The organism is Serratia sp. BNK-23, assembly GCF_047456145.1.
Lineage (GTDB): Bacteria > Pseudomonadota > Gammaproteobacteria > Enterobacterales > Enterobacteriaceae > Serratia > Serratia nematodiphila.
The window spans coordinates 5,056,414-5,074,135 of record NZ_CP179900.1; the positions used below are offsets into that span (position 1 = coordinate 5,056,414).

Here is a 17,722-nt window from a genome sequence, read left to right on the forward strand (position 1 = left end):
TTCACTTCTCTGAGTAGTTGCGGCCCAATGCCCATAATGCGGCATATTTATTGAAGGTATATTGCGCGTTGACCACCGCTAACAGCAACCCCTGTTTACCGTCCAGGAAGCCGGCGCGCAGCAGCCAGGTTTTGACGAAGGCGCCGAGCGTGTGGGTCAGGATGGACAGGTAGCCGCAGCGCTTGCCGGCCCGGTGGCGCTGGGTGGCCCACTCTTCGGCATAGCGCAGCTGTTTGCGCTGGAAGGCGAAGAAATCGCGGCAGGTCAGGTGCAGCATATCGCCGCTGAGGGGGATCACTTTGGCGCCGCCGATGTTCAGCGATTCGTGCACCAGATCGTCGTTATAGCGATAGCGTTGGTTGGCGTACAGGCGGTTGACGCGGTCGGGATACCAGCCGCTGTGGCGCATGAAGCGGCCGAGGAACAGGTTGCGCCGCGCGCAGCTGTAGACGGCGCCGTCCTCCGGCGCGTTCAACACCTGTTCGATAGATTGCCGCAGCTCGGGTGTAACGCGTTCGTCGGCGTCGATCATCAAAACGTAGTCATGGCTGGCGTAGCTTTGCGCCAGCTGACGCTGCTTGCCAAACCCTTGCCAATCGGTGTGGGTGAAGACTTTGGCGCCCAGGCTTTCGGCGACGGCGACGCTGTCGTCTTCGCTGCCGGAGTCCAGCACGATGATTTCATCGGCCCACTCGACCGAGCGCAGGCAGTCCGGCAACAGCCCGGCTTCGTTTTTGGCGATCATCACCACCGACAGGCTTTTGCGGCTGCTCATTCAGTGACTCCGGGGCGGCAGGTGCGGTTCCAGCAGCTGCAGCAGGCGCTGCAACGCTCCCTGATTCTGATACAGCACTTCCACCGCATGGCGGCCGTAGTAACGACGGTAGTCTTCGTCGGTCAGCAGGGTTGCCACTTCCTTCACCAGCGAATCGACATCGGTCACGGTGATCAGGCCTTCGGCTTGGGAGAGCTTGGCGCAGATGTCTTTAAAGTTGAAAGTATGCGGGCCCATCAACACCGGGATGGCGTGCGCGGCGGCTTCCAGCGGGTTGTGCCCGCCGCGTTCCACCAGGCTGCCGCCGACAAAGGCCAGATCGGCGATGCCGTACAGCAGCATCAGTTCGCCCATGGTATCGCCGATCACCACCTGGGTGCTGCCGGACGGGATTTCGCCGCTGCTGCGCAGGGTGTAACTGAAGCCGGCCTTCTGCACCAGCTCTTTGGCTGTCGGGAAGCGTTCCGGGTGACGCGGCACCAGGATCAGCAGCAGGTCAGGGTGTTTTTCCAGCAGCTTGCGGTGCGCTTCCAGCAGGATGGTTTCTTCACCGTCATGGGTGCTGGTGGCGATCCACACCGGGCGGCGCGGCGCCCATTGGCGGCGCAATGTAACGGCGCGGGCGGCCAGCTCCGGGGTGACGGAGATATCGAATTTCAGGCTGCCGGTGACGGCCAGCTGAGAGCGTTTCAGGCCCAGTTCGATAAACCGATCGCCATCTTCCTGGTTCTGTGCGGCGATCAGCGTGATGCGGCGCAGCATATCGCGCATGAATCCGCCAATTTTCTTATAGCCGGCGGCGGAGCGGGCCGACAGGCGTGCATTGGCGATCACCAGGGGGATTTGCCGCTGATGCAGCGCGTTGATCAGGTTAGGCCATAGCTCGGTTTCCATGATGATCACCAGCTTGGGATTCACCTGGTCGAGGAAGCGGTTCATGGCGCCGGGCAGATCGTAGGGCAGATAGACATGATGCACGTCTTTGCCGAAAGCGGACTGGACGCGTTCTGAACCTGTCGGGGTCATTGTGGTCACAGTTATCGGCAAAGCGGGGTAACGATGGCGCAGCGCCCGCACCAGCGGGATGGCCGCCAGCGTTTCGCCGACGGAGACGGAATGCAGCATGATGCCGCCTGGCACGACTTTCCCGGCGCAGAAGCCATAGCGTTCCGCCCAGCGTTTACGGTAGGCTGGAGCTTTGCGGCTGCGCAGCAGTAAGCGGAGCCAGATCAGGGGTTGGATGAGGTAGAGTAGTACCTGATATAAACGCAGCAACATTCTATCAATTTCATTTATATGGGTTATTCGGAATAGTACCATAACTGGAAGGGAAAGGCGCTAATTTGGTAACCTTGGGTGTCAGTTTCAGACAACCGGCGAGCGATTTCGCCGACAGGCTCGGAATGAAGAATATTTTAATTATTCGCCGCGACAACATCGGCGATCTTGTTTGCACCACGCCCTTGATTGAGGGGGTGAAAATTGCCTATCCGGACGCAAAAGTTTATCTGCTGATCAATAAAGTCAGCCAGGATGTTGTTAAAAACAATCCTCATCTCGAGAAAGTCTTTGTCTATAAAAAGGCCAAGCACAAGGCGAAAAATGAGACCACGTTGGGCGTTTATTTCGAACGCATGATGATCTTCCTGAAGCTGCGCAAAATAAAATTCGATGCGGTTATTCTGGCCAACCCGGTGCCTTGCAAATACAGCCTGCGTCTAGCGAAAATGGCCGGGGCCACCCATATCATCGGCGCCGATCTGGGCACGAAAGCTATTCATCGCCCGTTCCGCAAGGACGATTTCCGCGGCCTCCATCAGGTCGAGCACACCTACAGCTATTTATCGGCGATAACCGATCAATCCATTCCGATCCCGCCGGTGCGGGTGTTTCTGGCGCCTGAAGAGCGGCAATTGGCGGCGCAGCGGCGGCAGGAACGTCTGCCGCCGGTCGAGCGCGTATGCGCCGTGCACATCAGCAGCCGCAGCCCGAAACGGCGTTGGCCGGTTGAGCGCTATGCCGAAATCATCAACCGTCTGGTTGCCGATCCCCACACCGGCGTGCTGATCTTTTGGTCGCCGCAGGGCACGCTGGCGCCGGACGACATCGGCGATCAGCAGCGCGCTGAACAGCTGCTGGCGCTGTGTCAAAATGAACGCGTCGCGCTTTATCCGACGGCGTCGGTGCGTGAGCTGTTGGGCGGGTTTGATTTATGCGACCGGGTGTTGTGCAGCGACGGTGGGCAGATGCATCTTGCCGCTGCGTTGAATAAGGACATGGTGGTGTTCTTTGGCGATACCGATAAAGTGTCCTGGCATCCATGGACTGGCCGCCATCATATTTTGCAAAGTGAATCGGGGCACTGTGAAGATGTTTCTGTCGATGAGGTTTGGCAGAAAATGCAGGCGCTCAACTAACGAAGAAAATAAGGCAGGCATCCCCTGCCTTATTTATTTTTTTATTGTTCTTCTTTCAGCTCAATATATTGATGGCAAATAGGCTCAAGCCCATAGCTCAGCAATTGCTGTTGATTTATCTGCGGCGGGTTGGCGTAAACCTCCGCCATTTTTTCTGCCAGCGACGCTTCGTTTAATTCCGCCAGCGCGTTAGCCATGCCGGCTTTTTCCAGAATTTCCGCAGGGCCGCCCGGGCAGCGAGTGCTGACCACCGGTGTGCCGCACAGCAGCGATTCTACCAGTACGTTGCCAAACCCTTCGCTGTCGGAGCTGAGCACCAGCTGCGAGGCATGGCGAATAAACGGGTAGGGATTGCTCTGGAAACCGAGGAACAACACGCGCTCTGCGATGCCCAAGTCTGTCGCCAGACGTTTGACCTCGTCGACTTTGGCGTCGTCACCGGACCCGATCAAGGCCAGCGGTGCCTGAATGCCGGAGAGCGCATAGGCTTTCAGCAGGCGGTCATGCCGCTTGGTGGTGTGAAAGCGGCCGACGTGCACCAGATAGTCCTGGCCGGCCAGTTCGCAAGGCGCCGCCGCCTGTTGCTGAATGGCGTCGATGTCGAACGGGTTGTTGATGACCGCCAACCGGCGCGGGCGGATCGGCAAGTTCCGCTGCAGATCGTCGCCGACCGCCTGTGAAACGGCGACGATATTTCTTCCCTGGTAAACGTTGGCGATTTTGCGTTGCTTCAGCCAGCGGTCCAGACCCTTGCGGTGGCCGAGGTAGGACGTGGAGAGAATGCCGTGAATGCAGAACCACAGGCGATCCGCGGCCAACCGCTTGCTGCGGCTGACGATGCGATCGGTTTTATGCAGGTTGGAGAACACCAGATCGAACGCGCCGTGTTGGCGCTCGTGTTCGGCTATCGCGCGATCCAGCGCGGCGGCGCGGCGCGACAGCTCGGTCAGCTTGCGCCAGGGGGCACGGCTGCGATCGGCCACCACCTGATAATCAATGCCCGGTGGAATAGGGTAATTGCAGACGTCGCGCAGCGAGATCAGACTGACGTCGTGCCCCTGTTGCTGCATGCCCTGACACAGGGTCAGCACCACTTTTTCCGCGCCGCCTCCCGGCAGGCCATCGATGATCATCAGAATACGCATAGCTAATCCAGTAACCGGTTATAGAGGGAAATCAGCTGTTCGGACAGATGCGCCGGCGTAGCCGTCATAATGCGCAATCTTGCCGCTTCGCCCATGGATGATCCCAGCGCCTGGCGCGGCAGTGCCCGAATAGCCTCCGTGATGGCCGGTACGTCGAGCGCGTCGGTCACGAAGCCGTTCTGGCCTGGGGTGATAAACTCGGCGCCGCCGCAGGTGGTGCTGGTGATAACCGGCAGGCCGCACGACATCGCTTCCAGAATCACATTCGGGAACGGATCGTACAGCGTCGGCAGCAGCAGCGCGTCCGCGGCCTGATAGAACGGCAGGGTCTGCTTCTGCACGCCCATAAAGTGAATGCGATCGCCGCAGCCCAGCGACTGCGCCAGCGCCCGGTAGCGTTTTTCGGCTTTGTCTTTACCGATCACCAGGAGGTGGCTGTCGGTCGCCGCCACGGCGCGGATGGCGGCGGCCAGCCCTTTGCGCTCGAAACCGGAGCCGACGAAGATCAGGCAGTGCGCCTGTTGCGGGATCTGATATTGCTCGCGCAGACGTTGACGCAGGGCCTCGTCGGCGGGCGGGAACTTTTGATTGTCGATGGCGTTATAGATCACCGTGATCTTGTCGGCGGGCACGCCAAAGTCGGCGATGATTTCCTGCTTGATCATCTCGGCGTTGCAGATGACGGCTTTCAGCTCGGGCGCGGCGTACATGGCGCGTTCGGCGCACATCACATAGCGGTGATAGCGATTGGAGAACAGCCACTTGCGGCGCCATTCCGGCAGCAGACGCGCGCGTTGCAGCAGCCAGCGGCGGTGTACGCCGTCGCCGGCGCGATAGATGTCGCAGCCGGGAATGCGCTCGTGGCTTTGCACCAGATCGAAGCGCTCTTTCTGCCACAGCGCCCTGGCTGCCACGGCGAAGCCTCGCTCGCGGCTGATGCGGCCGAGCTTTAACGGGTTACACAGGTGGATATGCCAGTTGGGATTGGCGTCGCCCTGCCATTCGCGAGTGATGACGTTCAGATCGAGATCCTGTTGCTCCAGCGCTTCCAGGGCGCGGGAAACGAAACGTTCGGCTCCGCCGTCCGGGCGATATTTTTGGCGAACGATCGCCAAACGAAATGCTTTCATGCCAGCGTGCTCCGCGCGGCTGCAATCACCGCGTCTGTAGGAATAAGGTCGAGATACCGTTCGTCGGTGCCGGTATCGATGGCGTCCGGATCGGGCAGTTCGCCGAAGTCGCCGGCCCAGATCACGGCGCCGGTAGCTTGCCACGGCCGCCAGAAAGTCAGCTTGGAAGGGCCGAACAGCGCCACGCACGGCGTTTGCAGCGCGGCGGCCATGTGCATCGGCACCGAATCCACGCCGATAAACAGCTTGGCGTGGTCGATCAGGGCGGCCAGTTGGCGCAGCGTCAGCTGGCCGGCCAACGAGATCACGCCCTGTGGCGGGCAGAGCGCCAAAATGCGCTCGACCATGGCTTGTTCTCTGGCGTCGGGGCCGGAGGTGATCACCAGCTGGTGGCCGTCGGCCTGCAAGGCGGTGAGGGTGGCGGCCATTTTCTCTTCGCTCCAGCATTTGAAGAACCAGCGCGAGGTGGGTTGCACCACAATATAACTGCCGAAGACGCCCTGCTTCTGCAACCGTTGCTCACAAGCCTGCCAATCCTGCGGATCGTAACTCATGGTCACATGTTCATTGAGCGCGGGCAGGTTCAGCGGCGCCAGCAGCGAAAGATTCTGTTCGACGGTATGCAGGTGGGCGTGATTGTCGACCGGCACCAGCTGGGTGTGGCAATGGCGCCACAGCAAGCCGCGGCGTTTGGGGAAATCGAAGCCCAGACGGATACGCGCACCGGTCAGGCGCGTGAGGATGGCGCTGCGCCACTGATCGGCCAGGTTGACCACCAGATCGTAGCGTTGCGCCTTCAGGCGACGCAGCAGCGCCAGTTCGTGCCCCAGGTGCGCGCGGGCGCCCTGTTTTTTCCATTGACGGTCGATGGCGAACAGCGTCGACAGTTCCGGATTACTGGCCAGCATCTCCTGCGTTTCCTGATACAGCAGCACATCGATCTGCGCCTGCGGGTAGTTTTGCCGCAGGCTGCTGATGACCGGCGTGACCAGCAGCATATCGCCGTGATGGCGCAGTTTTATGATCAGAATACGCTGTACGGATGGGGCGGAAGTTGGGGCTGGCGCGTCGTTCATCATGAGTCGCTTTCTGGGAAACCAATCTTTGATTCTAAATGACACGATCGCATGTGGCTACTGTTGCAAGGTTTTCTTGCCTGGCCGTAAAAAAATCGCCGAGCCGGGGACGAATGCGCTTCAACGTTGTCCAAACCAGGCAGCAAAGTCGTTTGCCCTGGCGAAACGGCCTGCGTAACATAGTGCATTCTGTTGATATCAGGCTCGATATTCATGACTAAACCGGCGTTTCTCATCACCATTGATACCGAAGGCGATAATCTGTGGCAAAACCACGATCGCATCGCGACCGAAAACACGCGTTTCTTGCCGCGCTTTCAGGCATTGTGCGAAAAATACGCCTTCAAACCGGTTTATCTCACCAACTATGAAATGGCGGTGGACCCGGCTTATGTCGAGTTCGCGCGCGACGTGATCGCTCGCGGCACGGGTGAAGTGGGCATGCACCTGCATGCCTGGAACAGCCCGCCGCTGACGCCGCTCACCGACGACGACTGGCGCCACAAGCCTTATTTGATCGAGTATCCCGCCGATCAGATCCGCGCCAAGGTCGATCACATGACCAAGCTGCTGGAAGATGCCTTCCAGACCAAAATGCTCAGCCATCGCGCCGGCCGTTGGGCGTTCAACGAATATTATGCCTCGCTGCTGCTGGAATACGGCTATCAGGTGGATTGTTCGGTGACGCCGCGGGTCAACTGGCAGTTTTCGCCGGGCAATCCACAGGGCAACGGCGGCACAGATTACAGCCGGTTCCCGTCGCAGGCCTATTTCATCGATCCGCAGAACATCGCCAAACCGGGCGCTTCGTCGTTGCTGGAAGTGCCGATGAGTATCCAGTACAAGCACTCGGCGCTGATGAATGCCTTCAAGCAGGGCTATGACCGGCTGCGCGGCAAGCGGCGTTCGCCGTCCGTCAACTGGCTGCGGCCGAGTGGCGGCAACGTGGCCAAGATGATAAGCGTGGCCGAGACGTCGTTGGCGCAGGGGCATGACTACGTCGAGTTTATGCTGCACTCCTCCGAGTTTATGCCGGGCGGCAGCCCGACGTTCAAAACCGAGCAGGATATCGAAGGGCTGTACCGCGATCTGGAGCAGCTGTTTGACTGGCTGCAGCAGCGCACGGTGGGCATGACGCTGGCCGAGTATTATCAACTTAAAGCGAATTAAGCACGCACATGTCGAAGAAATGGAAAATCAAGGTTGCCGACTGGTTCTTGCGGCGCTATACGGCGAAGTACGGCCGTTTTCAGGACAAGGCGACGTTCGACGGCGCCCAGCAGTTTGACAATATCGTCATCTATTCCACCACGGCGTTGGGCGATTTCATGTTCAACACGCCGGCACTGCGGGCGATGCGGGAACGCTACCCCAACGCGCACATCACGCTGGTGGTGCACAAGAAAAACCGCGAGCTGGTGGAAAACGGCCGCTATTACGATCGCGTGGTGTATTGGGACAGCAAGATCAAGACGATGCGCCCGTTGCTGAAATCGCTGCGCGAACATCAGCCGGATTTGGCGCTGATCCTGCACTCTCACCTGCCTTATGACATCATCAGCGCCGTCATGGCGGGGGCAAAGTACATCATCAGGGATAACTACAGCTCGGGTATTTGCGGGCTGGAACCTTGGTTAACCAACTATATCTTCCATTATTACGGCCACTTCGTGCGCCGCAAGCTGGAGCTGATTTCCATTTTGGGCTGCCGCAGCGACGATCCGACGATGGAAATTCCCGTGGATTATCAGCGCGGCGTCAAAAGCAGCGAGCATCCCACCATCGGTTTTCAGCTGGGGGCGTCAACGGAGTCGCGTTGCTGGCCGGTTGCGCACTATGCGCGGCTGGCCGATGAGCTGGTGGCGAAGCACCCAAATGTACGCATCGTGCTGATTGGCGCACCGTTTGACGACGGCAAGGCCAAACAGTTTTTGAGTCTGATCGGCCCGCAAACGCAGGCCTGCGTGGATAACCAGATCGGTAAAACGGGGCTGCAAGGTTTGCTGACGTTGCTCGACAGTTTCCATGTTCTGGTTACCGGCGATACCGGGCCGCTGCATCTGGCAGTGGCATTGAAGGTGAAAACCATCAGTCTGTTCGTGACCGCCGACTCACGCTCCACCGGGCCGATTCAGGATCCTGAACTGCATCGCATCATTCAGGTGTCTCGTACCGGTTATACAATGCCGCTGGAGGCGGAAAGCCCGATGGGGGTTATCCAGCCGCAGCGGATTTATGACGAGCTGGTCGCGCACGTGCCTTTAGCGCGCTAAAGGCGAGACGACGCATCGGCCGCCCGGCCGATGCGATTAGTGCGGCCTGCGCCCGCGCAGCTTCGAAAGAAAGGTATCTACTCGCGCATAGCGCATCTGGCGGACTTTTTTGCCCGGCACGTCGCTGTTGCGGCAGACAGCGGCGGCGCGGCGCAGGATATGCAGCGTTGCCGGTGCGTAATGGTAATAGCCGTATACCGCCTTCGACATGCTTTTCACCTCGGAAAAGCAGTTGGCCAGCATCAGGGCGGCTAACCGGCGCAGCGGCTCATCCCCGGGATGCTGCGCCACAAAACGCAGCATCTTCTCCATGGCGAACAGCAGATCTTCAATATCTTTGGGTTTGATATTGCGGGTGATGCCCTGGCTGTTGTCCCGATAGAAGTAGAGTTCGCAGTCAAGATGGGCGATGCGGCGAGTTTTGAAATACTGAAAAGGCGTGAAAATCACGTCTTCGTAGCGCCTGCCGTCTTCGAACGCCTCCCCTTCCAGCAGCGTGCGTTTATATACCCGGCTCCAGAGATGCCACATCGAACGTGCAAACAGCGGTTGCAGGCAGCCGAGCCCCAACTGTGAAAAGTCGTAGGCTACGGGCTGCGCCGCGCGGTTATCCGGTGTCGACGGATGTTCGGTGAACTTCTGATAATTAAAATCGATCAGGTCATATTCACCGGCGATCAGCAGGGGGCGCAGGATCGCCAGATAGTCGTCGCTCAGCAGATCGTCTCCGTCGAGAAAGGTGATATAGCGCCCGGTGGCCTGCTGTAGGCCGACGTTGCGGGCGTGCGCAATGCCGCCGTTGGCCTGCGAAGTAAGGACCGCGCGCGGGTGCCGCCGCTGCGCCAGATAGTGGCTGACCAGCGCCCCTGACGCATCGGTAGAGCCATCGTCGATGATCACCACTTCGATATCGTCGCTAATCTGTACAAATAACGAATCCAGCGCAGCGATAACGAACGCTTCATTATTATAAAACGGCACGATAACGCTGAGCAGCGGCTGCTGAGGATTCACAAGGTGGGCTCCTGAACTGGGGGCTGTTTCGTAACGGAAAGAACGGCGGCGATCAGCGCCAGACAGAACATGACGGTGCCTTCCGTGCTGAAGAAGATGACGTCGCTCAGGCCGTAAACGAACAGGCTGGCGCTGACGCTCAGCAACAGCGCGTTGCGCTGCGGCCGGAATGAAGAGCAGAACAGGCCGATATACAGCGCCAGCAACAGCAACGTCCCCCAGACGCCCTTGAGCGAGTAGGTTTCCAGCAGTTCGTTGTGCAGGTGGACGTTGATGTAGGGCATGACGCCGTACAGATGTGGCTGCTGCGCGACGATGGCGCGGATCTCTTCACCGCGTTGTTCGGCGGATTGGCCCCAAGGGGCTTGTGAACCGGTACGCCATGCCAGCGTTTGCATCGACAGCCGGGAAATGATCGAGTTATCTATCTCAGGTTTATCGATCAGTTGCATGTTGGTTTTGAAGTCGGCAATGCGTTGTTCAATCTGCGCTTTAAAGACGAATCCGCAGATGAGTAGCAATAATGGCACCGAGGAGACCAGCAAAAACTTGTGTTTTCTGGATACCAGATGCTTGGTCGCCAGCAGCGACAGACAAACCGCCACCGGGTAAACCAACATGGCCGCGCGCGTGCCGGTGAGCACCAGCGCAGAGAAGGACAGCAGGAACGCCGCAATGTACAACACCAGACGGTAGCGGGTGCGCAGCATCAGGATGGCTTGCATCATCACCAGATCGATGGCGGTCATCAGGTAGGCAACGACCGTGGCGCGATCGAAGTTGAGCTCCACGCGCGGAATATCCAGCCGCAGCCCCTGATAGAGTGAATAACCGTTGACCGCCAGACCGGTAATGAGGGCCACGACAACGAGCAGGCGCTGCACGCACAACCGCTCATTAAGCGCAATCAGCAGGATGAAGGCGGTTGCCAGTTGGAGTTTACCGGTCGACATATAAGAGCGGTAAATGTTGATGTATTCACCCGGCTGTTTGAAGTGGTGCATCCAGAGGATGGTCCCCATGCCGACGCTGAACATCAGCGCCGGCAACAGCAGATTTTTAACGTTGCTGAGGTAATAGCGCGGATACAGGCAAACGGCGATAAAGGCGATGTAGCTGGAAACATAAAACAGATTGCGTCCGGTCGCGGAACCGAAAGGAATGGTGCAAAAAGCGATGGCGCACCCCAGATAGATTAAATAGCTGAAGGCAGGGTGCGGTGTTCTGTGTTTTAACATTGGGCGTGTTTTCCGGCTCACGTTTTAATTAAGCGATGAAGGAGCGCAGCGTGTCGTCGAACTCAACTTTGAACTGAGCATAGTTGAAATGCTCCGCAGGATAGCGCTGCGCATTTCGGCTCAGAGTCTGGTAGGTTTCTCGCTCCAGCAATTTCTCAACGGCATCCGCACAGTCGATATGCGACAGCAGCTTGGGCGCCACCAGGCTGTCGGTCTGCGGATCGTAGACCTCATGCGGGAAGTCGACCTCGATATCGGTGAGCTGCCGGTGTTGTTCGATGGTGACCGACGGCGTCAGGCCAAGGCCGCAGACCCCGTCCCTGACCGCTTCCGGCTGGCCGTCGACCTGCGGGAAGATGACCGGCACGCCGAAATAGAGCGATTCCATGCAGGACAAGCCGAACGGCTCGGTGATCGGCGTGCTCATGTAGATGTGCGTGCGATTGAAGAAGCCGGCGACGTCATCCTGATAACCGCTGAAGGTGACGCGATCGCCGAGCTGAAGCCGTGCCGCCAGCGCCTCGAACGCCGCGCGATCCGGTCCTTTGCCGGCCACTTCCAGCGTGACGTCATGCCCGCGCCGCAGCAGTTCCTGCATCATCAATAATGAAACGCTGATGCCTTTCAGGCTGACCAGGCGTGAGGCAGTGCCGATCCTGACCGGCTGCGACAGCGTTTTCGGCGCAGCGTCGATCCCCGCCGGCGTCTTGATGCGGTTGATCACCACGTGATTTGGGCAAGGCAGATTAAAGCGCAGCTCCATCACCCGCTTCGACGCGTGTGAGGCGGAAATCACGCCGTCCAGCATGGCGAAGAAACGCAGCGTCTTTTTATTCTTGGGGTAACGCCAGGAGCAGCCGTGATCGTAGTAAACCAGCTTGCCGCGCTTGGGTTTGGCCGCCAGCCCCGGCACCAGGTCCCAGACGATCACCACGTCGGCGTTCGCCCGTTCAATTTTCCATTTCAGCAAAAATTTGCGCAGGAACTGCGGGCAACGCAACGGCAACGCATTGATCAGGCGGTTGGCGAAGGTGACGGGCTGATGCGCCGGCAACTGGCGGCGGATCTCTTCGCCAATGTCGCCGCTGATGCACAGGACCTGGTTGCTGCCGTCGGTGGTATCGTTGATGTACTGCAGGAACAGGCGCTCGACGCCGCCCATTTTACCCAGGTTGATAATGTGCAGTTTTTTCATGCTATAACCTTTTGCAACGCCTGCCATGCCGTATCGGCGTCGATTGTCGCCATGCTTTTTTCCGGCGAAATCAGCGAGTGCTGATTTTGCCCGTAACCGCCGATCAGGCCGGGATCGGTCGGCCCGAACAGCGTGATGTTCGGTTTGTCGAGCGCGGCGGTCAAATGGCTGAGCCCGGTGTCGACCGAGATCACTCCCCTGGCGCCGGCCAGCACCTCGGCCACCTGCTGCAGGCTGAGTTTCGGCAGCACCTCGACATGTGGAAAACCTTCCGCCAAGCGCAGCGCGCGCTGATGTTCATGCTCTGCGCCCCACGGCAGTTTGATCTTCAGCCCGCTGTCCGCCGCCAGCGCGATCAGCTCACGCCAGTTTTGCTCCGGCCAATGCTTATCGTCACGGGTCGTCGCGTGCAGAAACACCAAATACTGCCCGGCATCGGCCGGCGGGCGGCTGAGAAAGCGTGCGGCGATGGCGTAATCGCCGTAGCTGCCCGGTTTATCGTAGCCGAGGCTTTTGGCGAACAGTTCGCGCGTGCGTTCCACCGCGTGCTGCTGTTTGTCTACCTCATGGCGCACATTGTAGAACCAGCTGGCGAACGGCTCGCGCGCGCTCTTGCAGTCCGGGCCATGTTTGTTGCCTTTAGCGATGCGCGTGATCAGAGCGGCGCTTTTGATCAGGCCCTGCGCGTCGATCACCACGTCGTAACGGCGTTCTTGCAGCGCGCGCTTGAAGTCGCAGCGCTGTTGCCGAGTATCGTTGCCGAACCAGTTTTTTCGCCAGCGGCGAATGGCCACCGGGATCACGCGATCTACCGCCGGGTGCCAGGTGGGGATTTGGCTGAAGCCTTCTTCCACCACCCAGTCGAAGCGGATATCGGGAATGGCCTGCAGCGCGTCGGTCAGGGCGGGCAGCGTATGCAGCACGTCCCCCATCGAGGAGGTTTTTACAATTAACACCTGCATGACTATTCCTCGCTGGCGACAAGTAACGGCGTCAGCGCATCCAACACTTGCTGCGGCTGAATATCGATCAAACTTTGGTGGTATCCCTGCTCGGCATCGCCCTTACGCACCTTGTGGTAGCCGCTGATCAGGCGAATGACCCGCGCCTTGTCGGAAAGCGGCGGTGTGAAGTCGGGGCTGCTTGGCCCGTACAAAGCTATCAGCGGTTTGTTCAACGCTGCGGCAACGTGCATTAAACCGGAGTCGTTGCTGACCACCGCCCGGCAGGCTGCGATCAGGATAACTGCTTGCTCCAGCTGGGTTTTCCCGGCCAGATTAAGGCAGAAATCGCGCGCGTCTTCCTGCAATGCGGCGCGGATCTGTTCGCCGGCCTCATGGTCTTTCGCCGAACCGAACAGCGCGATTTGATAGCCGCTCTCGATCAGCCGCTGAGCCAGCGCCGCGTAGTGATAGTGCGGCCAGCGCTTGGCGGGGCCGAACTCCGCGCCTGGGCAGAAGCCGACGATCGGGCGGCTGTCGGTCAGGTTGAAGGCCGCGGTGGTGTCGGCGATCTCTTCGTCGCTCACCCGCAGCTGCGGCCACAGCAGCGGCTGCGGCAGATCGTCGGCGCGCTGAACGCGGCCTTTGTCATAGGCCAGCGCCACATAGCGCTGCACCATCAGCGGGAAAGCGGCCTTGTCGAGCACGCGGACGTCGTTCAGCAGGCCGTAGCGCATTTCGCCCCGCCAGCCGGTGCGCTGCGGGATATCGGCGAAGAAAGGCACCAGCGCGGATTTGAACGAGTTGGGCAGAACGTAAGCGCGATCGTAACGGTTGGCGCGCAGAGCGCGCCCCAGGCGGCGGCGCTCGCCGAGCCCCAGCGCGCCGTGGCCCAGCGGCATCGCCAGCGCCTGATTGACTTCCGGCATGCGCGCCAGCAACGGGCGACACCAGGCCGGCGCCATCACATCGATCTCCGCCGACGGGTATTCGGCCTTCAGGGTGCGATAGAGACTTTGCGACATCATCATGTCGCCAACCCAAGAAGGGCCGATAACCAGTATTTTCATACCCAGCGTTAATTCCTTCAGCTTATGCGGTGCGGTTCAACCAGGCCATGTACTCTTTCACGCCTTCGGCGACCGTTTTGAACGGTGCGTCGTAGCCGGCCGCGCGCAGCTTGGTCAGATCGGCCTGGGTGTACGCCTGATAGCGGCCTTTCAGCTTCTCCGGGAACTCGATGTATTCCACAGCGCCTTTCTGGTGGAAGTCCACCACCGCGTCGGCTACCGCCTGGAAGGTTTCCGCTCGGCCGGTGCCGCAGTTGAAGATGCCGGATTTGCCGGTTTCCCAGAACCACAGGTTAACCGCCGCCACGTCGCCGACGTAGATGAAGTCACGCTTGAAGTTTTCGCTGCCGGCGAACAGTTTCGGGTTTTCGCCGCGGTTGATCTGGGTATTCAGGTGGAAGGCGACGCTGGCCATGCTGCCTTTGTGGCCTTCGCGCGGGCCATAAACGTTGAAGTAGCGGAAGCCGCAGATCTGCGAGTCCGCTTCCGGCAGGATCTCGCGCACGTATTGATCGAACAGGAATTTGGAGTAGCCGTAAACGTTGAGCGGCGCTTCATACTCACGCTCTTCGATGAACTCTTCGCGGCCGCCGTAAGTGGCGGCGGAGGAGGCATACAAGAACGGGATTTCGCGATCCAGGCAGTAGTGCAGCAGGTCTTTGGAGTACTGATAGTTATTGTCCATCATGTACTTGCCGTCCCACTCGGTGGTCGCGGAGCAGGCGCCTTCGTGGAACACCGCTTCGATCTCGCCCAGATCGTCGCCGGCCACGATGCTGGCGATAAAGTCTTCTTTATCGATATAGTCGGCGATATCCAGATCGACCAGGTTGACGAACTTGGTGCCGTCTTTCAGGTTATCCACCACCAGGATATCGCGATATCCCTTGTCGTTCAGTGCCTTAATGATGTTGCTGCCGATCATGCCGGCGCCGCCTGTGACGATAATCATTGGGTTACCCCTGCTAAGCTGCCTGGCGGGGCACAATGCCCCACGCTCAATGGCGGTTATAATAGCATTTCATGCCGCGGCAAACAGCGGAAGGGCTCCGAATATCCCGCATTGCCATTGAAGTCCGCCGTTTGCCGTGATATCTGCTGCAATTTTAATATTCTCTCCCGCGCATTCTCGTCAGTTTGGTTACAAATCAGTAAAATATGCCGCAAATAGCCCAATCCTGGAGATAACCGAATGTCAGCGTCTTTTTATCAGCAGTTGGAACAACAGCTTGCCGCCACGCGCAGTGAAGGGCTGTTCAAGGAAGAACGCATCATCACCTCCGCGCAACAGGCGGATATCGCCGTCGCCGACGGCAGCCATGTGATCAACTTCTGCGCCAATAACTACCTGGGCCTGGCCAACCACCCGGCGCTGATCGCCGCCGCCAAGTCGGGCATGGACAGCCACGGTTTCGGCATGGCGTCGGTGCGCTTCATCTGCGGCACCCAGGACAGCCACAAGCAGCTGGAACAGAAACTGGCGGCCTTTTTGGGCATGGAAGACGCGATCCTGTACTCCTCTTGCTTCGACGCCAACGGCGGGCTGTTCGAAACCCTGCTCGGCCCGGAAGACGCCATTATCTCCGATGCGCTGAACCACGCGTCGATCATCGACGGCGTGCGCCTGTGCAAGGCCAAGCGTTATCGCTATGCCAATAACGACATGACCGAGCTGGCCGCGCAGCTGAAGCAGGCCAAAGCCGACGGCGCGCGTCACATCCTGATCGCCACCGACGGCGTCTTCTCGATGGACGGCGTGATCGCCAACCTGAAAGGGGTTTGCGATCTGGCGGACGAATACCAGGCGTTGGTGATGGTGGATGACTCTCACGCGGTGGGCTTTGTCGGCGCCAACGGGCGCGGCACCCATGAATACTGCGAAGTGATGGGCCGCGTCGATATCATCACCGGTACGTTAGGCAAAGCGCTGGGCGGCGCGTCCGGCGGCTACACCGCCGCCAAGAAAGAAGTGGTGGAGTGGCTGCGCCAGCGTTCGCGCCCGTACCTGTTCTCCAACTCGCTGGCGCCGGCGATCGTCGCCGCGTCGATCAAAGTGCTGGAACTGCTGGAAGAGGGCGATGCCCTGCGCGATCGCCTGTGGGCCAATGCGCGTCTGTTCCGCGAAAAAATGACCGCCGCCGGCTTCACGTTGGCCGGCGCCGATCACGCCATCATCCCGGTGATGCTGGGTGAGGCGAAGTTGGCGCAGGAATTCGCCAATGCGTTGCTCAAGGAAGGCATCTATGTGACCGGTTTCTTCTATCCGGTGGTGCCGAAAGGCCAGGCGCGCATCCGCACCCAGATGTCCGCCGACCACACCCCGGAGCAAATCGAACGCGCAGTGGCGGCGTTTACACGTATCGGTAAGGATCTTGGCGTTATTGCATAAGGTAAAACCATGAAAGCACTGTCAAAACTGAAAGCGGAAGAAGGGATTTGGATGACCGACGTGCCTCAGCCGGAGCTGGGCCACAACGACATCATGATCAAAATCCGCAAAACCGCGATCTGCGGCACTGATGTGCATATCTACAACTGGGACGAGTGGTCGCAAAAAACCATTCCGGTTCCGATGGTGGTCGGCCATGAATACGTGGGCGAAGTGGTGGCGATCGGTCAGGAAGTCAAAGGCTTCAACATCGGCGATCGCGTGTCCGGCGAAGGCCACATCACCTGCGGCCACTGCCGCAACTGCCGCGGCGGCCGCACGCACCTGTGCCGCAACACCGTCGGCGTGGGCGTGAACCGCCCGGGCAGCTTCGCGGAATACCTGGTGATCCCGGCGTTCAACGCCTTCAAGATCCCGGATAACATCTCCGATGAACTGGCTTCGATCTTCGATCCGTTCGGTAACGCGGTGCATACCGCGCTGTCGTTCGATCTGGTCGGGGAAGACGTGCTGGTGTCCGGCGCCGGCCCGATCGGCATTATGGCGGCGGCGGTGTGCAAACACGTCGGCGCCCGCCATGTGGTGATCACCGACGTTAACGAATACCGCCTGGAACTGGCGCGCAAAATGGGCGTGACCCGTGCGGTGAACGTCAGCAAGGAAAACCTCAGCGACGTGATGGCCGAACTGGGCATGACCGAAGGGTTCGACGTCGGCCTGGAAATGTCCGGCGCGCCGCCGGCGTTCCGCACGCTGCTCAATGCGATGAACCACGGCGGGCGTATCGCCATGCTGGGCATTCCGCCTTCGGATATGTCGATCGACTGGAATCAGGTCATCTTCAAAGGGCTGTTTATCAAAGGGATTTACGGCCGCGAAATGTTCGAAACCTGGTACAAGATGGCGGCGCTGATCCAGTCCGGTCTGGATTTGACCCCGATCATCACCCACCGTTTCTCGATCGACGAGTACCAGCAGGGCTTCGACGCCATGCGCTCCGGCAAATCGGGCAAAGTGGTGCTGAGCTGGGATTGATCTCGGCAGGCGTGAAAAGGGCCG

At 59.4% G+C, this 17,722-nt stretch carries 16 protein-coding genes; 5 read left to right on the top strand and 11 right to left on the bottom strand.

Annotated elements, in window-relative coordinates:
- Position 1: 1 nt before the first annotated feature.
- Positions 2-775: a glycosyltransferase family 2 protein gene (locus ACMGF9_RS24010; RefSeq protein ID WP_118892627.1), complete on the bottom strand. Its 774-nt coding sequence runs from the start codon at positions 773-775 to the stop codon at positions 2-4.
- The gene (gene waaA, locus ACMGF9_RS24015; RefSeq protein ID WP_015379436.1) at positions 776-2,053 is read right to left on the bottom strand and encodes a lipid IV(A) 3-deoxy-D-manno-octulosonic acid transferase; all 1,278 of its coding nucleotides are present in this window, start codon (positions 2,051-2,053) and stop codon (positions 776-778) included.
- 125 nt (positions 2,054-2,178) lie between these two features.
- Between waaA and ACMGF9_RS24020 the strand changes: the two genes are divergently transcribed.
- Positions 2,179-3,192: a glycosyltransferase family 9 protein gene (locus ACMGF9_RS24020; RefSeq protein ID WP_075684477.1), complete on the top strand. Its 1,014-nt coding sequence runs from the start codon at positions 2,179-2,181 to the stop codon at positions 3,190-3,192.
- A gap of 41 nt (positions 3,193-3,233) precedes the next feature.
- Here the strand turns inward: ACMGF9_RS24020 and ACMGF9_RS24025 are convergent, their stop codons facing one another.
- Genes ACMGF9_RS24025 through rfaQ form a run of 3 tightly spaced genes read right to left on the bottom strand, consistent with a single transcriptional unit; the run spans position 3,234 to position 6,546 of the window.
- A complete protein-coding gene (locus tag ACMGF9_RS24025; protein ID WP_118892628.1) occupies positions 3,234-4,337 on the bottom strand; it encodes a glycosyltransferase in 1,104 nt (367 codons plus the stop codon).
- Positions 4,338-4,339: 2 nt separating this feature from the next.
- The gene (locus tag ACMGF9_RS24030) at positions 4,340-5,467 is read right to left on the bottom strand and encodes a glycosyltransferase family 4 protein (RefSeq protein WP_004931172.1); all 1,128 of its coding nucleotides are present in this window, start codon (positions 5,465-5,467) and stop codon (positions 4,340-4,342) included.
- Positions 5,464-6,546 (bottom strand): putative lipopolysaccharide heptosyltransferase III, encoded by a 1,083-nt coding sequence (rfaQ, locus tag ACMGF9_RS24035; RefSeq protein ID WP_041922294.1) that lies wholly within the window; start codon positions 6,544-6,546, stop codon positions 5,464-5,466. Before rfaQ ends, ACMGF9_RS24030 begins: the two co-directional genes overlap by 4 nt.
- 210 nt (positions 6,547-6,756) lie before the next feature.
- On the opposite strand from rfaQ, the gene ACMGF9_RS24040 reads away from it, so the two are divergent.
- Complete coding sequence (locus tag ACMGF9_RS24040) at positions 6,757-7,713, top strand: polysaccharide deacetylase family protein (protein ID WP_004931169.1); 957 nt, start codon at positions 6,757-6,759, stop codon at positions 7,711-7,713.
- Positions 7,714-7,721: 8 nt separating this feature from the next.
- Complete coding sequence (locus ACMGF9_RS24045; RefSeq protein WP_049187734.1) at positions 7,722-8,816, top strand: glycosyltransferase family 9 protein; 1,095 nt, start codon at positions 7,722-7,724, stop codon at positions 8,814-8,816.
- Between the two features lie 36 nt (positions 8,817-8,852).
- Here ACMGF9_RS24045 and ACMGF9_RS24050 read toward each other — a convergent pair whose 3' ends face one another.
- From ACMGF9_RS24050 to rfaD, 6 genes are read right to left on the bottom strand one after another with little or no spacing between them, the layout of a single operon-like run.
- On the bottom strand, positions 8,853-9,830 hold the full coding sequence (locus tag ACMGF9_RS24050) for a glycosyltransferase (RefSeq protein WP_049187732.1): 978 nt from the start codon (positions 9,828-9,830) through the stop codon (positions 8,853-8,855).
- Positions 9,827-11,068, bottom strand: coding sequence for an O-antigen ligase family protein (locus ACMGF9_RS24055; protein WP_118892630.1), 1,242 nt, complete (start codon positions 11,066-11,068; stop codon positions 9,827-9,829). Before ACMGF9_RS24055 ends, ACMGF9_RS24050 begins: the two co-directional genes overlap by 4 nt.
- 28 nt (positions 11,069-11,096) lie before the next feature.
- Entirely contained in the window at positions 11,097-12,263 is a 1,167-nt protein-coding gene (locus tag ACMGF9_RS24060) for a glycosyltransferase (protein WP_021504467.1), read from the bottom strand.
- Positions 12,260-13,225, bottom strand: a complete 966-nt coding sequence (rfaC, locus tag ACMGF9_RS24065) for a lipopolysaccharide heptosyltransferase RfaC (protein ID WP_004931160.1) — start codon at positions 13,223-13,225, stop codon at positions 12,260-12,262. The genes ACMGF9_RS24060 and rfaC overlap by 4 nt, the downstream gene beginning before the upstream one ends.
- Before the next feature lie 2 nt (positions 13,226-13,227).
- Entirely contained in the window at positions 13,228-14,274 is a 1,047-nt protein-coding gene (gene rfaF / locus ACMGF9_RS24070) for an ADP-heptose--LPS heptosyltransferase RfaF (RefSeq protein WP_015379429.1), read from the bottom strand.
- Between the two features lie 22 nt (positions 14,275-14,296).
- A complete protein-coding gene (rfaD, locus tag ACMGF9_RS24075; RefSeq protein WP_015379428.1) occupies positions 14,297-15,226 on the bottom strand; it encodes an ADP-glyceromanno-heptose 6-epimerase in 930 nt (309 codons plus the stop codon).
- A 240-nt stretch (positions 15,227-15,466) separates the two neighbouring features.
- On the opposite strand from rfaD, the gene kbl reads away from it, so the two are divergent.
- Together kbl and tdh are read left to right on the top strand one after the other, a co-directional pair.
- Complete coding sequence (gene kbl, locus ACMGF9_RS24080) at positions 15,467-16,663, top strand: glycine C-acetyltransferase (RefSeq protein ID WP_004931154.1); 1,197 nt, start codon at positions 15,467-15,469, stop codon at positions 16,661-16,663.
- Between the two features lie 9 nt (positions 16,664-16,672).
- Positions 16,673-17,698: an L-threonine 3-dehydrogenase gene (tdh, locus tag ACMGF9_RS24085; protein WP_015379427.1), complete on the top strand. Its 1,026-nt coding sequence runs from the start codon at positions 16,673-16,675 to the stop codon at positions 17,696-17,698.
- The last annotated feature ends 24 nt before the right edge of the window (positions 17,699-17,722 follow it).

Bases quoted from the DNA above. Each gene is read 5' to 3' on its own strand.
- ACMGF9_RS24030 (WP_004931172.1), bottom strand. From the start codon at position 5,467: ATGAAAGCATTTCGTTTGGCGATCGTTCGCCAAAAATATCGCCCGGAC.
- ACMGF9_RS24055 (WP_118892630.1), bottom strand. From the start codon at position 11,068: ATGTTAAAACACAGAACACCGCACCCTGCCTTCAGCTATTTAATCTAT.
- rfaD (WP_015379428.1), bottom strand. From the start codon at position 15,226: ATGATTATCGTCACAGGCGGCGCCGGCATGATCGGCAGCAACATCATT.
- waaA (WP_015379436.1), bottom strand. From the start codon at position 2,053: ATGTTGCTGCGTTTATATCAGGTACTACTCTACCTCATCCAACCCCTG.
- rfaC (WP_004931160.1), bottom strand. From the start codon at position 13,225: ATGCAGGTGTTAATTGTAAAAACCTCCTCGATGGGGGACGTGCTGCAT.
- ACMGF9_RS24040 (WP_004931169.1), top strand. From the start codon at position 6,757: ATGACTAAACCGGCGTTTCTCATCACCATTGATACCGAAGGCGATAAT.
- rfaF (WP_015379429.1), bottom strand. From the start codon at position 14,274: ATGAAAATACTGGTTATCGGCCCTTCTTGGGTTGGCGACATGATGATG.
- kbl (WP_004931154.1), top strand. From the start codon at position 15,467: ATGTCAGCGTCTTTTTATCAGCAGTTGGAACAACAGCTTGCCGCCACG.
- ACMGF9_RS24060 (WP_021504467.1), bottom strand. From the start codon at position 12,263: ATGAAAAAACTGCACATTATCAACCTGGGTAAAATGGGCGGCGTCGAG.
- ACMGF9_RS24010 (WP_118892627.1), bottom strand. From the start codon at position 775: ATGAGCAGCCGCAAAAGCCTGTCGGTGGTGATGATCGCCAAAAACGAA.
- ACMGF9_RS24020 (WP_075684477.1), top strand. From the start codon at position 2,179: ATGAAGAATATTTTAATTATTCGCCGCGACAACATCGGCGATCTTGTT.
- rfaQ (WP_041922294.1), bottom strand. From the start codon at position 6,546: ATGATGAACGACGCGCCAGCCCCAACTTCCGCCCCATCCGTACAGCGT.
- tdh (WP_015379427.1), top strand. From the start codon at position 16,673: ATGAAAGCACTGTCAAAACTGAAAGCGGAAGAAGGGATTTGGATGACC.
- ACMGF9_RS24045 (WP_049187734.1), top strand. From the start codon at position 7,722: ATGTCGAAGAAATGGAAAATCAAGGTTGCCGACTGGTTCTTGCGGCGC.
- ACMGF9_RS24025 (WP_118892628.1), bottom strand. From the start codon at position 4,337: ATGCGTATTCTGATGATCATCGATGGCCTGCCGGGAGGCGGCGCGGAA.